This is a genomic window from Snodgrassella sp. B3800 (assembly GCF_026535865.1).
Classification (GTDB): Bacteria; Pseudomonadota; Gammaproteobacteria; order Burkholderiales; family Neisseriaceae; genus Snodgrassella; species Snodgrassella alvi_E.
Window position 1 is genome coordinate 723,113 of record NZ_JAFNPH010000001.1, and the last position, 13,646, is coordinate 736,758.

General features: G+C 36.7%; 15 protein-coding genes. All 15 read right to left on the reverse strand.

The genetic code is table 11. From position 1 onward, the window contains the following. Positions 1-155: 155 nt before the first annotated feature. Positions 156-584: a DUF6911 family protein gene (locus J3U64_RS03250; protein ID WP_267408255.1), complete on the reverse strand. Its 429-nt coding sequence runs from the start codon at positions 582-584 to the stop codon at positions 156-158. Beyond that, positions 581-832, reverse strand: coding sequence for a hypothetical protein (locus tag J3U64_RS03255; RefSeq protein ID WP_267408256.1), 252 nt, complete (start codon positions 830-832; stop codon positions 581-583). Before J3U64_RS03255 ends, J3U64_RS03250 begins: the two co-directional genes overlap by 4 nt. A 274-nt stretch (positions 833-1,106) precedes the next feature. Next, positions 1,107-1,526, reverse strand: coding sequence for a DUF6911 family protein (locus tag J3U64_RS03260; RefSeq protein WP_267408257.1), 420 nt, complete (start codon positions 1,524-1,526; stop codon positions 1,107-1,109). Positions 1,527-2,378: 852 nt separating this feature from the next. Continuing rightward, positions 2,379-2,765: a hypothetical protein gene (locus J3U64_RS03265; RefSeq protein ID WP_267408258.1), complete on the reverse strand. Its 387-nt coding sequence runs from the start codon at positions 2,763-2,765 to the stop codon at positions 2,379-2,381. A gap of 233 nt (positions 2,766-2,998) precedes the next feature. Next, positions 2,999-3,481 carry a hypothetical protein gene (locus tag J3U64_RS03270; protein ID WP_267408259.1) on the reverse strand — a complete coding sequence of 161 codons (483 nt, stop codon included), beginning with the start codon at positions 3,479-3,481 and terminating at the stop codon, positions 2,999-3,001. 34 nt (positions 3,482-3,515) lie between these two features. Beyond that, positions 3,516-4,334 carry an RHS repeat-associated core domain-containing protein gene (locus J3U64_RS03275; RefSeq protein ID WP_323811390.1) on the reverse strand — a complete coding sequence of 273 codons (819 nt, stop codon included), beginning with the start codon at positions 4,332-4,334 and terminating at the stop codon, positions 3,516-3,518. Between the two features lie 337 nt (positions 4,335-4,671). Further along, a complete protein-coding gene (locus J3U64_RS03280) occupies positions 4,672-4,890 on the reverse strand; it encodes a hypothetical protein (RefSeq protein WP_267408260.1) in 219 nt (72 codons plus the stop codon). Positions 4,891-4,922: 32 nt separating this feature from the next. Further along, entirely contained in the window at positions 4,923-5,180 is a 258-nt protein-coding gene (locus J3U64_RS03285) for a hypothetical protein (protein WP_267408261.1), read from the reverse strand. A 250-nt stretch (positions 5,181-5,430) separates the two neighbouring features. Then, complete coding sequence (locus tag J3U64_RS03290) at positions 5,431-6,192, reverse strand: RHS repeat domain-containing protein (protein WP_267408262.1); 762 nt, start codon at positions 6,190-6,192, stop codon at positions 5,431-5,433. 297 nt (positions 6,193-6,489) lie between these two features. Continuing rightward, positions 6,490-6,771 carry a hypothetical protein gene (locus tag J3U64_RS03295; RefSeq protein ID WP_267408263.1) on the reverse strand — a complete coding sequence of 94 codons (282 nt, stop codon included), beginning with the start codon at positions 6,769-6,771 and terminating at the stop codon, positions 6,490-6,492. Continuing rightward, the gene (locus tag J3U64_RS03300) at positions 6,762-7,619 is read right to left on the reverse strand and encodes an RHS repeat-associated core domain-containing protein (RefSeq protein WP_323811391.1); all 858 of its coding nucleotides are present in this window, start codon (positions 7,617-7,619) and stop codon (positions 6,762-6,764) included. Before J3U64_RS03300 ends, J3U64_RS03295 begins: the two co-directional genes overlap by 10 nt. 54 nt (positions 7,620-7,673) lie before the next feature. Continuing rightward, the gene (locus J3U64_RS03305) at positions 7,674-8,132 is read right to left on the reverse strand and encodes a hypothetical protein (protein WP_267408264.1); all 459 of its coding nucleotides are present in this window, start codon (positions 8,130-8,132) and stop codon (positions 7,674-7,676) included. Positions 8,133-8,215: 83 nt separating this feature from the next. Next, positions 8,216-8,749: a hypothetical protein gene (locus J3U64_RS03310; RefSeq protein WP_100156270.1), complete on the reverse strand. Its 534-nt coding sequence runs from the start codon at positions 8,747-8,749 to the stop codon at positions 8,216-8,218. A gap of 100 nt (positions 8,750-8,849) precedes the next feature. After that, positions 8,850-9,365: a hypothetical protein gene (locus tag J3U64_RS03315; protein WP_100156269.1), complete on the reverse strand. Its 516-nt coding sequence runs from the start codon at positions 9,363-9,365 to the stop codon at positions 8,850-8,852. A 12-nt stretch (positions 9,366-9,377) separates the two neighbouring features. Then, complete coding sequence (locus J3U64_RS03320) at positions 9,378-13,637, reverse strand: RHS repeat-associated core domain-containing protein (RefSeq protein WP_267408265.1); 4,260 nt, start codon at positions 13,635-13,637, stop codon at positions 9,378-9,380. Between the last annotated feature and the right edge of the window lie 9 nt (positions 13,638-13,646).

Below are 13,646 nucleotides of genomic sequence, written 5' to 3' on the forward strand. Positions count from 1 at the left end.
TTTACGGTTCCCACATAGTAATTTTGACAAATTAGCCAACAGCCTTGATAGGAATTGGTTTAATAATTTTTAAATCAATCCAGAATCTTAACTACGACTTTAGAATTGAATTGAAGCATAAAAAAGCCCCAAAAAAAAATTTCGGGGCTTTTTTTCTATTCAACAAGATTTCTATCAATATCTCCTGTTAAATAAAATTCATTAAATGCTTTTCTGACTTTCGTAAAATCTTCGGTTATGGTTCGATTATCCCACAAATCACCGTATAAACTTACCAAACCCCGAGTTCGATTATTGTCCCAAAAAGTTCTTACTTCATCATCTTCATCATCTTCATTTCCAGCTAATGGAGCCCTTTTTGAAAACAAGACTAGATATTTTCCATTATCTGCGTAAAGCTTCAATTCGTAAGGAGTCGTACCTTTCACATCATTTTGTATCAGATAAAGTACGCCCTCACTTGAGGCAAATAAATCCAGAGCATTATTTATATCTTCTAGTGTTGGGTTACGATTTACAATTCCATCATTATTTTTGTATAGATCACCAACTATTCTTCCATTAAATTTAAATTCTGTTTTCATTTTGGAGTCTCCGTTCTTTCCATTTTACTCATACCAGGTTTCCATTTATAAAATATATCTGCTTCTGTAGTCTCAGCTTTGATATTTAATGAATTCAATTTTGATGCTTTAGCCATTGAAACAATATCATGTCTGCAATAAGTACACACATCCTCTCCCTTAACTCTCATATATGCATTAGCTCCTTCGGTTACAACCTTATCAGCAGCCTGCTGTAGTGCTCCTATTTCTGCATGTGCATTCTTCATATCACCATTTGATTTTGGATTTTTGGATTTTGCTACTTTCTTAGCTATTTCTTGTGTATCAACATTTTATTAAATAAACTCGTTTTTTTTAATTTACCTTTTTACTAAAATCAAATAATCTCTTGTATTAAATTAATAGTAATTTTGACAAATTAGTCAACAGCCTTGATAGGAATTGGTTTAACAATTTTTAAATCAATCCAGAATCTTAATTACGGCTTTAGAATTGAATTGAAGAATAAAAAAACCCCGAATAAAATTTCGGGGCTTTTTTCTATTCAACAAGATTTCTATCAATATCTCCTGTTAAATAAAATTCATTGAATGCTTTTCTGACTTTCGTAAAATCTTCGGTTATGACTCGATTATCCCATAAATCACCTTGTAAATCTACCATACCCCGCGATCGATTACTGTCCCAAAAAGTTCTTACTTCATCATCTTCATTATCTTCATCATCTTCATTTCCAGCTAATGGAAGCCTTTTTGAAAACATGACTAGATATTTTCCTTTATCTGCGTAAAGCGTCAATTCGTAAGGCGTTGTACCTTTCACATAATCCTGTATCAAATAAAGTACGCCTTCGCTTGAAGCAAATAAATCTAGAGCATTATTTATATCTTCTAATGTTGGATTACCACTACAACTTACATTACCAAAAAGAGTTCCATTAAATTTGAATTCTGTTTTCATTTTGAAATCTTCTTTCTATTCATTTTACGCTCACCAGCTATTTATTCATAAAATATATCATCTAAGGTTCAAAGTAGTCTGGTTTGCAGAATCAAGTTTAAAATTCCCAAACGAATCAGCAATACCTCTCCATATCAGCAGCCCCCTCAAATTTACTGCCAGTTGGGGGATACACATAAATCGTTAATCAGGTAGTTAATTTCATTATTATATAAAGTCTGGCTATTATTCAAACTAACCTGCCATAATGGGCTCGTGCTCCAATCGCTATCCGGTATTTTGTACTAAGTGGTTTTGCCATCTACGGTTTTGCTGATGCGCCGGCCAAACAGGTCGTATGTTAGCTGGCTAATTATCCGCTGTCGTTGCTGACTTTACTCAGGTTCTCGGGGGCGTTGTAGTCAAAGTTCTAACTTTAAATTAAAAATAATCCCGCAATATAATAAATTGCGGGATTATCATATTTAGATTTCATCTAAAATATACATATCTGTAGCTTGTAAACCTTCCCTTTTTAACAATTTGAAATTGACATTTAATTTCAAGTAATGAATTAAACCAAAAATATTAGTATTTACAATTATTTCAACCTTGTGTATTAATAATTAATAGTTATAACTAGATTCAGTAAGATAATTTTTAAAATCAAAAAGCATATTAGTAGTCTAGTTATACATCCTTCCAAACTGAGTTTATCTCCCGTTTTTATTCCATTATCGTTTAGATGAATCATTTTAAGTCTTTATTAACAAATATTTATTAAAATAAAAAATATAGGCTGTAATCACTCAGCGTTAATAGAATATTAAATACATTTTAGATAATTATAAATCTTCATTATTATCATGTAATTTATTCTTCAATGAGAATATTTTTATATTTATCTTTAATATTTAAAATAGCTTCTAAACAAATAATTTTTCCATTAATTGAACCACTTTCTAGACAAATTTCATAACCGCTTTTCTTTTTTATTTTAAAATTCATATTATCTTTAAAAGGGTATTTAATCAAAATATTATCTAATTTTTTAATACAAATAGATGAAATATAGCATCCTTCTAAACCTTCATCTTCATCAATATCATTATTAAAAATATGCAAAAGTTTAATATCTTTACATATAATATTACCCATTACTTCGCCTTGATGGTATACACTTACTAGTTCTAATGATAAATCATTACCATGATTTAAAATTTTTGTAAATCCTAATCCTAAATCACAAATCTTTTTCATATTTATCTCCCAAATTTATTTTACAAAATGCCTAGTTGAATGCGATTCATTTTCTAATTTATTTCCCCACTAATCTTGCCTTTCATTTTATTAGACCTGCTGTTGCCAAATTTTTTTGTTCTTATTATTTCACCAGTCTTAGGTGTTATCCAACCCTTTGTAAATGTTTTTGAAACTTTATTAGATATAAAAACAGCGTAAGAAAACGCTGTTTTTTGAAATGAAATTTCATTTTATATTATGTTTAATTTAGTTTTATTTGCTAAAATTTCAATTTGTTTTTTAAGAATAAATTTGTTTTTTTTAACAAAAAATTGATGTGTTAAATCATATCCAGTGATTGTAAAACAACCTAATAATGGATAAATAAATATATACAATCTTTTTTCTTTAAGAACATTATCCAATAAATACATATAATTATTAAACGATTTAATTCTTATTGGTTTATTATCAATTATAGCAATAACATTTGCTTTTGAAATTTTAAACAAATATGTATATATAAATATAAATTTATTTTCAATTTTATTAAATAACATTTTTTTTCTTACACTTTTTTTTGCATCATTATAAGAAACTAGATCAGCATTAATGTATTCATTTTCTGTTAAAAAATGATCAAAAATAGAAATACAAAAAATATAATATTTTTTTTCTAATACATTTAAATTACTTAAATCTAATTTAATCAATTTGTATATTAAATTTCTCATTCTCTTATATATTTTCCTTCTTTACTTAATGTACCTATTCTATCACCTTTTTGTTAAATAACTTCCAGTAACTACCTCCATGTCCTCTTACTCCTGCTCTGTCTTTAGAAATTTTCCAGCCAGTTTTAGGATCTTGATAATCTCCACCCTTAAGTCTTTTATTAAATCGGCTTAAGTCAACTTGATCTCCTTTTTTTAATTTCTTTTTATAATTATTATCTTGATCATCAGGATCAGGTGAACCTCCTACCGTATTCTTACTATTTGCATCACTTATTTCAATATCTTTAGTTTCACAGTCCTTTTTATCCTTACTTTTATTATCATTAAGCATTGGTATTGTGGGTAATCCTGTAAGCCAACCTACCATCCCCCATTTCAACGCTTCGCTTGCCAGTCTGTTGCAAGTAGGATTCAACACACAAAATCGTATCCCATTTATTGCAACCCTTATTCCAGCAACAATTAATGGAACAGCTACAGGAGCAATCTCCTCAGTCGGATCACTGTATACCAGCGGATTTCCACCTACATATCCATACGTGTTTATCCCTCCAGCCAACCCTATCGGGTCATTCTGAATATATCTCCCCGTCTTCGCGTCATAATCCCTGAAGTAGTTATACGATAGTCCAGTCTCTTCGTCGTAATACTGTCCCGGAAACCTCAGGTTCATGGTGATTTGGTTATTGGCATCCAGTTCGCTGTTGCCAAATGCATCACTGGTAATCTTCCAGCTTTGTTCTCCTGCACTGTTTATTGCTAGTTGTGGGGTGCCCAGAATATCTGTTATTAGATGGTCATAGGTGGCTAATTTGGGGTCTGACCTACGTTCATGTTGGCCTGCCGCAATAGGCTGATATCCCTAACACAGTCAGTTTTTAGCCGTCTGCTACTGTAGATGTAGCAGGTGGATTTGCCGTTTGCAGTTTGCAGTTTTACTAGCGCGAATGCCATATAGATCAATAGCTGGTCATCGCTGGTATAGGTTAAATCATTGATCTATCCTTTTCTTTCTCCCATTTAATCAATTAATTCTGCTAATTGAAGTGCCATTTTCTAATTCATCTGGTGCTGCCAGTTAAATTGTCAATGGCATTATTCTGTAAAATATGGCCGCTGCTCTGGTATTTCTATTTTAGTTTTACCAGAGCTAAGCGGTCTCATCGGTTAAACTTATAAATTTTTGTTTATAGATAAATGATTTCATGACAAAAATCTTTATCTATTACAAACACCTCTATTCTGAAACCTTTAGGATAATCTTTAAAGCCTGAAATATTCTCCCGTTTCTTTTTTTCCTCAAGTGCTTTTTCTAAAGAAGAAAAAGTGCCAATTTCGAATTCAGTTAAACCTTTCTGTTTTGTTTCCTTGGCATGAATTAATGTATAAACTTTGTTTTGAGTCATATTTAACACCTTTTATAATTTATCTTATCCAATTAAAAAGTCACAAAACCATCACGCCAGGAATCTTCATCTATATTATTAACATCATAAATTTCAAGCCTTTTCAATTTACTTAGATAAAAAATTTTTGAATAATATTTTTTTCTTTCTAAGGCTTTATGATAAGTGCTATAAAAACCTAATATTAGTTCTGCCTCAGCATCAAAATCTTCTGAATATGGAAATGCTAATTCAATAGCTTGATTACCATGATAAGAATAAGTTACGTAATTCAACCGGAATAATGTCATAACTATTTTAATCCTTTTCAAATTAAGGTTTTTTCCTTATATTTTTATTATATCTTAATTGTAAATTAATTAACTATTTTTAAAAATAAAATCTTCTTATAGCCTCTCCATGCTCTTTTGGTTCGGCTGTACTCTGATCCTGCACTTTTTTCCGAATTTTGTAAAACTTTATCTTTACCATATTTTTTCTAATTAATCTAAGTGCATATTGCTCAGGGGTTTCATCTTTATATGGTGGTTTTCCTCTTACTCAGTCGGGAGTATCGTTAGCAGATTCTTTACCCGATTGCTTAGGAATTCGTTTTTTAAATTCTCTTTTGCAATCAGATTCTTTAGGATCACAATCTCCATTAGGAGAATTAGAACTACTATTTAAATTAATATCTACTTCATTACACTCTTTTCCCTTTTTTCTTTTATTTTTAGTTTTGTTTAAGATAGCAATTGATGGAAGAGATCCTAATTCTTCATTTCGATTTTTTATATTTTGATATAAACCATACAATGAATCAGTGACATTTTTTTTACATACTGGTGACACTACACATGCACTTAAAATAGCGGCTCCTATTAATACAGGCATTATTACTTGAGCATACTCCCCAGTCGGATCACTGTATACCAGCGGATTTCCACCTACATATCCATACGTGTTTATCCCCCCAGCCAACCCTATCGGGTCACTCTGAATATATCTCCTCGTCTTCGCGTCGTAATCCCTGAAGTAGTTGTACGACAGTCCGGTCTCTTCGTCGTAATACTGTCCCGGAAACCTCAGGTTCATGGTGATTTGGTTATTTGCATCCAGTTCGCTGTTGCCAAATGCATCACTGATAATTTTCCAGCTCTGTTCTCCTGTACTGTTTATTGCTAGTTGTGGGGTGCCCAGATGGTCTGTTATTAGGTAGTGATAGCTGGCATTTTTTAGGGTTTGGCCTTCGTTTAGATTCGCCTGCCACAGTGGGCTGGTGCACCAGTCGCTATCTGGTGCCCAGCCGTACGCTACTTGCATCCGTCCTGTCTGATCCAGTTCAGCTATTAGCCCTTCGCTGCTGTAGATATAGTAGGTAGTTTTGCCATTTACGGTTTTGCTGATGCGCCGGCCAAATGGGTCGTATTGGTAGCTGGCTATTTCTTCTTAAATAGTCGTTTTAATTTATATAGTTCGGAATTTATGCATCTGCAAATAATAATAAATTAAAAAAAGCTTTAACTATTTAATCTTAGTTAAAGCCCAAATATATTTTACCGCTATTTTACTTATCCATAGCTTTAAAGTTAATTGCAAATAAAATAAAGTACATTTTTATTAAACCATATCATAAAAAAAATTGTCTAATGCTTCTTGTTCAGTATTAAACCATTTTAAATATGAAAAGCTAAATTCTTCTCTAACTAATTCGTAATAATTTTTTTTTTGGCTTACACAATCCTTCTCGAAATCAGTATCATCGTATAAATAATCTATTGATATTACAGCAAACTTATTATCTTTCAATCTTTCTAACAAGTTAGCTTTACATATATTATTACAATCATTATTACATTGATTTATTAATATACTGCTTTCTTTATATAAATTTAGTCCCATTGTCGAACCCATTTTCCCTTCTTTACTCTCATATTGGTATTAGCTCTGGAATTTTTGAAACTAGTATGTATTTCTCCATTTGATTTTGTAATTACAACTCTATCTCCTGAAACATGTACAGTATAACCTGTCTCACTATCTTTATATTTTTTACCTTCTCTTATGACTCTATTCCTATCACCCACTTGCCTATGTTTATCAGTAGCTGCTTGCTCTCTTCTTAATTTACCATGATCAGATTCTTTTGTATGACTTTTTGATTCATTTTTATCATCAGGATCCGGTGGATTAGGAGATCCACCTACTATATTTTGACTGTTTGCATCATTTATTTCAACATCTTTAGTTTCACAGTCCTTTTTATCCTTACTTTTATTATCATTAAGCATTGGTATTGTGGGTAATCCCGTAAGCCAACCTACCATCCCCCATTTCAACGCTTCGCTTGCCAGTCTGTTACAAGTAGGATTCAACACACAAAATCGTATTCCATTTATTGCAACCCTTATTCCAGCAACAATTAATGGAACAGCTACAGGAGCAATCTCCCCAGTTGGGTCACTATATACCAGCGGATTTCCACCTACATACCCATACGTGTTTACTCCTCCTGCTAACCCTATCGGGTCATTCTGAATATATCTCCCCGTCTTCGCGTCGTAATCCCTGAAGTAGTTATACGATAGTCCGGTCTCTTCGTCGTAATACTGTCCCGGAAACCTCAGGTTCATGGTGATTTGGTTATTTGCATCCAGTTCGCTATTGCCAAATGCATCACTGGTAATCTTCCAGCTCTGTTCTCCTGCACTGTTTATTGCTAGTTGTGGAGTGCCCAGATGGTCTGTTATTAGGTAGTGATAGCTGGCATTTTTTAGGGTTTGGCCTTCATTTAGATTGGCCTGTCACAATTGGCTGGTGCCCCAATCGCTGTCCGGTATCCAGCTATACGCTACTTGCATCCGTCCTGTTTGATCTAGGTCGGCTATCAGCCCTTCGCTGCTGTAGATGTAGTAGGTAGTTTTGCCATTTACGGTTTTGCTGATGCGCCGGCCAAATGGGTCGTATTGGTAGCTGGCTATTTCTCCGTTGTCGTTGCTGACTTTACTTAGTCTATCTGCAGCGTTATAGCTATAGCTGAGTTTTTTATTGGCGTTTTCTTCTGTCGCTAGCTGCCCGTTGATGGTGTAGCTGAGGCTGGTTTGTTGTTTGCCTTCTCCCCATTTGATGAGTTGGTTGAGGTCGTTGTACTGCCACTCACCTGGTTGTTGGGCGCTACCGGTGCGGTTGCCTATGGCATCGTAGCTGTACGATTCTGCTCGTTGCGCTTGTCTTTCTTGTTTCGGTTTGACTTGGATTAACAAATCAATTATTAATTATTTAAGATTGAGAATTAATAATTGGATTAAACATTTAAAATAAATTAATTATATCAGATCAATATAAATTAATTTTCCAAATCATCACCTTGATATAAAAACCAAGCTCGTTTACATTTTTCATAATCAGCTGGACTTTCCGCATCATTAAAACAATATTCTAAAAACATTTTTTTACTAATTCTTCTACTACAACGAATACAACTATAAACAAAATCAGGTGTACCAGCAAACATATGATATAAACCCCATTCATGCCTGTAATATACAAAATCAACATTTTCATTAGTTATAATTGTATGACAATATGAATAATTTAAATCACTAGAATTAATATTACTACTATTATTATTAAATTGTAATATTTCTTCCAATCCATCGTCATAGAATAAGTATTGATAATAACTATTAGACCCTAACCTATGAATTGCATCAGAAAGCCACTCAGCCTCTATTGAATATAGATAGCCTGCACAAGGCATAGCTACCCATCCTTTATCATTTATAAATTGCTTAGAAATTCCTTTATCTGAATTTAGTAAGTATTCAGAAAAATTAGCTTTATTCTCAAATAATGCTTTTCTTGAAATTAAATTACTCATTATTAGCCCCATTATTTATTTACTTACGCTTAATTAAAAATTATATATATAAATCCTTGCCAAAAGGCAAGGATTAAATACTAAATAAAGCTAAATTAATTTATTGATATAAATCCCATATATATTTGCATTCTCGAAATTCTTTGGAATCTTTCATAAATTGATGATAGTACTCGTTATAAATTTCTTTACAATTTTGCTCACTACATTGAATGCAGCTATAAACAAAATCATAAGTTCCAGCAAATATATGATATAAATTATCTAAATTTTTATAATACATAAAATCAATATTTTTATTAGTTAGAATAACTCTTTTATCCAAAAAACCGTATTCGCTATCATAAATATTTTCTTGATTATTAATAATTTCTAAATATTCTATTTTATCATTATTTTCGATAATATATTGTTCATATGTAGTAAATCCAAATCTATGAATGGCATCAGACAACCATTCAGACTCAATAATTTCAAGATTTTCAGGAATAATCATTGCTACCCAATTATTTTTATAAATAAAATCTTTTGAAATGACGCAGTGAGTATTTAAAATACTTTGTATAAATTCAATTTTATCTCTATACAAAGATGTATTTTGATCACAAATGTTCATTACATATCCTTGTTAATATCTAATTTTTGTTACTCGTTTACCTTTAATAGGTCTTATTTCCATTGTGGGTCTGCCACTAGAGCTATTAGGACGTATTACTACTATTCTGCCATCCTTAAGCTGACCATGTAAAACAACATTTTCTCTTCCTACATTCTTAACATTACTCGGATTTAAATTATTAAAATCTTTTTGTGTTTGCTCCCATCCTGATTTATTACGTATATATTGTTTACTGGATCCTTTTGTTTTTGGCCCAGGAGTAGAATCATTGATAATATCCTCTAGAACTTTATCTTGTTCATTCTCATTATCAGGATCTGGAGGAGAAGCTGCTCCATTAGTACTTATATTATTAAGGTCGTTTATATTAACTGTATTACTATCACATGATTTTGTATTATTTTTATCATCTTCTCTGTGCTCCGTTAATGTAGGCAAAACATCTGTGCCTTTAATTCTTTCACGTATATTTTGATATAAACCAGACCAAGAATCAGTGACAATTTTTTTACATACTGGTAACACTACACATGCACTTAAAATAGCGGCTCCTATTAATACAGGCATTATTACTTGAGCATACTCCCCAGTCGGATCACTGTATACCAGCGGATTTCCACCTACATATCCATACGTGTTTATCCCCCCAGCCAACCCTATCGGGTCACTCTGGATATATCTCCCCGTCTTCGCGTCGTAATCCCTGAAGTAGTTATACGTTAGTCCGGTTTCTTCGTCGTAATACTGTCCCGGAAACCTCAGGTTCATGGTGATTTGGTTATTGGCATCCAGTTCGCTATTGCCAAATGCATCACTGGTAATCTTCCAGCTCTGTTCTCCTGCACTGTTTATTGCTAGTTGTGGGGTGCCCAGATGGTCTGTTATCAGGTAGTGATAGCTGGCATTTTTTAGGGTTTGGCCTTCGTTTAGATTGGCCTGCCATAAGGGTCTGGTGCCCCAATCACTGTCTGGTGCCCAACCGTACGCTACTTGCATCCGTCCTGTCTGATCCAGTTCTGCTATCAGCCCTTCGCTGCTGTAGATGTAGTAGGTGGTTTTGCCATTTACGGTTTTGCTGATGCGCCGACCAAACGGGTCGTACTGGTAGCTGGCTATTTCTCCGCTGTCGTTGCTGACTTTACTTAGTCTATCTGCAGCGTTGTAGCTATAGCTGAGTTTTTTATTGGCGTTTTCTTCTGTCGCTAGCTGCCCGTTGATGGTGTAGCTGAGGCTGGTCTGTTGTTTGCCTTCTCCCCATTTGATGAGTTGGTTGAGGTCGTTGTACTGCCACTCACCTGGTTGTTGGGCGCTACCGGTGCGGTTGCCGATGGCATCGTAACTGTAGGATTCTGCTCGTTGCGCTTGGTTTTCTTGTTCCGGTTTGACTTGGGTTAAGCGATCCAGTTGGTCATACTGGTAGTTGCTGCTGCCTTTTTCTGTCTGGATACTGCTGATGTTGCTAACTTTATCGTAGCTGTAGTGGCGTTCGAGTAGGGTTTGTCCTTTGCTAACCAGTTTGATTTGTGTTGGTCGCTGTAAGGCATCATAGCTGTTGGTTTGTTCTACTTGCGGATAGGTGATACGTTTAGGCTGATTCCATTGGTAATCACGCCAGTTGATTTCTTCTCCGTTTGGCAGTATGGCTTGCTGTAACTGGCCGTTGGCATAACGATAGTTTACTGTGCTGTTATCGGGATAGGTGATGCTGGCTAGGTTGCCATCTGTATCATAGCTGTATTTTAAGGTTTTGCTGATGCGGCCATAGCTGATGTTTTCTTCAACGATTCGACCTAGGGCATCGCGCTGATAGGTGTAATGGCTGTTGGTGCTGCCGCTTTGCTGTACATCTGTCAGCTGGTTGTTGGCATCGTACTGGTAGTTGACTGTCTGTTCGGCGGTGTCGGTACCGGCTGCGATGTAGTGTTGCTGGCTGATGTTTCCCGCTGCATCATACTGATACTGTATGCGGTTGCCGTTGGCCTGTTTCTGTTCGGTCAACTGGTTGGCAGCGTTGTAGCTGTATTCGACGTCGTTGCCCAGTGTTTTGGTTTCTTTGAGTAGGTTGTTATTTTGATCATATTCAAAGTGGTACTGGTTGCCTTTGGCATCAGTCAGTGTGCTGAGGTTGTCAGACAGGTCATACTGGTACTGGGTTTTACCTGACAGTGCATCTATGTCGGCTGTGATTTGTCCCAGTGCGTTGTATTGGCTTTGGCTGGTGCGGTTGGCAGCATCGGTGCGGCTGATTTGTTGGCCTAATTGGTCATAGCTGCTGTGGCTGCTTATCTGGGTATTGCTGTCCAGCTGCTGGTTGACGCTGATGGTGTTACCCATGTTGTCATAATCGTAGCTTTCGCTGTAGGTCGGGTAGTTTATTTTGGTCAGGAGTCCAGCCTGACTGGTGCCGGGTGCGCCATATTCGTAGCTAAGCTGATTGCCGTTGTAGTCTTTATACTGGCTGATTCTGCTGTTGCTGTCGTAGCTCTGTTCACTAACCAGTCCGGATGGGGTGATGGTTTTAATCAGGCGGTTGAGCTGGTCATACTGCTCGGTGGTGACTTGATTCAATGCGTCGGTGGTTTTTACTTCGCGCCCTGTTGCTGTATTTTGATAGCTGTAATGGGTGCTGTTGCCTCGCGCATCGGTCATCTCTACTATTCGGCCGAGGGCATCGGTTTTCATGGTAAAGGTGTGCTTGAGTGGGTCGGTTACTTGTGTTGTGTAACCGGCAGCGTTGTAACCCAATAGCCATTTCTGCTGTAAAGGGTTCTGTAATTCGATTGGCTGTCCTTGTATGTTATAACTGTACTGATACTGTTGCCCTTTGCCATCGGTATAGCTGGCTATGTTGCCGTAGCGGTCAAAGCTTTGCTGCAGGCTGATGCTCTTTTGATTATTGCCTATGGTGGCTTTGGTTTGCTGACCTAGGTTGTCATACTCGAAGTTGACGATGCGTTGCTCGGGTTTGCCGGCAGCATAGGTGATTTTGGTCGGCTGGTTGGCTGCATTGTATTCAAAGGTGATGCTGTCGCCTTTGGCGTTGATTTGTTTGACCGGTTTGTTGGCCTGATTGTATTGATATTCTTCTACTGCGCCATTCGGATAGGTGATTCTAACTGGATAGTCCGCTTGGTTGTACTGGGTAGTGGTAATCTGCCCGCGTTCATCGGTGTATTTAACGATGTTGTTGGCGCTGTCTCGATCATAGCGAGCGGTAAGATGGCCGTTTATGCTTTCGGTCAGTACGCGTCCATTGCTGTCAAATACGGTGACGGTTTTTTGGCCGGCCGGATCGTTGACGGTGATGGTGTACTGTTTGTTGACGCGATTGTATTCGGTATTATAAACGGTTACGGCGCCGGTTTTGCTGGTGATTTTGCCTACGCGTGCCAGTTTGTTTTCATGATCGGCTGCACCGGTGCTCACTACGGCACTTTGTGATATTACGCCACCATTGCGGCCGCTGCCCATGGCAAACTGTGATGAGGGTACGGACACGATGTAATCAATTTTGGTGACGCCACCATCGGGATCGGTGCGGCGGTTTATCTGTCCGTTGTTATCGTAACCATATTTCCAGACGTTGCCCATGACGTCGGTTACTTGGGTCAGGCGGTCTCCGGACCAGTTGTAGCTGACGCTGCGGCCACTGCGGTCGGTGGCTTTGATTAGGTGATCCTGATTGTCATAGTCTAGGCTGTATACGAGTTCGCCGTTGTTATCTTTTATGGCTTTGCGCTGTCCGTCTTTATTTAGCTCAAAGCTAACTTGTACGTTGTTGGCATTGCCATAGGCCAGTGGCCGGCCTTTGCTGTCATAGTTTATCCAGTTACCCTCTGGATCCGTCCAGCGCCAGCCGGTTTCGGTTTTGCTGATGGATACTTGTTTGTAGGTATATAAGTCGGCTTCGCCGCTGCGCTGATACAGGGTACCGGCTCGGTCAATAGTTTTGACAGTGCTGTCGAGCGGATCCAGTACGAAGCGTAGTTCGGCCCAGGCCGGATTCAGATACCAGCGCCCGTTCTCCCAGGTACGGTTGAGTTTAACTTCTCCACCTAATACTTTTACCCGCATATCTACGGTGTTTTCGGTAAATTCGGTATTCGGTAGTCTGACGCTGGCATGACTGATGCCAGATATTTTTTCGTCATTGCCGCTGATGCGGGCATAAGCCATCTGCGGCAATGCCATTACCAGCATGAGTATGTAGCTGATTACCCGGAACAGCCGTTCCTTCAGGCTGTTCCTAGGTCGGTTGTTTGTTTTCATTTTTTGACC

Coding starts and splice junctions, on each gene's coding strand:
- J3U64_RS03290 (WP_267408262.1), bottom strand. CDS start 6,192: ATGCAAGTAGCGTACGGCTGGGCACCAGATAGCGACTGGTGCACCAGC.
- J3U64_RS03250 (WP_267408255.1), bottom strand. CDS start 584: ATGAAAACAGAATTTAAATTTAATGGAAGAATAGTTGGTGATCTATAC.
- J3U64_RS03270 (WP_267408259.1), bottom strand. CDS start 3,481: ATGAGAAATTTAATATACAAATTGATTAAATTAGATTTAAGTAATTTA.
- J3U64_RS03315 (WP_100156269.1), bottom strand. CDS start 9,365: ATGAACATTTGTGATCAAAATACATCTTTGTATAGAGATAAAATTGAA.
- J3U64_RS03260 (WP_267408257.1), bottom strand. CDS start 1,526: ATGAAAACAGAATTCAAATTTAATGGAACTCTTTTTGGTAATGTAAGT.
- J3U64_RS03265 (WP_267408258.1), bottom strand. CDS start 2,765: ATGAAAAAGATTTGTGATTTAGGATTAGGATTTACAAAAATTTTAAAT.
- J3U64_RS03255 (WP_267408256.1), bottom strand. CDS start 832: ATGAAGAATGCACATGCAGAAATAGGAGCACTACAGCAGGCTGCTGAT.
- J3U64_RS03320 (WP_267408265.1), bottom strand. CDS start 13,637: ATGAAAACAAACAACCGACCTAGGAACAGCCTGAAGGAACGGCTGTTC.
- J3U64_RS03285 (WP_267408261.1), bottom strand. CDS start 5,180: ATGACATTATTCCGGTTGAATTACGTAACTTATTCTTATCATGGTAAT.
- J3U64_RS03295 (WP_267408263.1), bottom strand. CDS start 6,771: ATGGGACTAAATTTATATAAAGAAAGCAGTATATTAATAAATCAATGT.
- J3U64_RS03310 (WP_100156270.1), bottom strand. CDS start 8,749: ATGAGTAATTTAATTTCAAGAAAAGCATTATTTGAGAATAAAGCTAAT.
- J3U64_RS03280 (WP_267408260.1), bottom strand. CDS start 4,890: ATGACTCAAAACAAAGTTTATACATTAATTCATGCCAAGGAAACAAAA.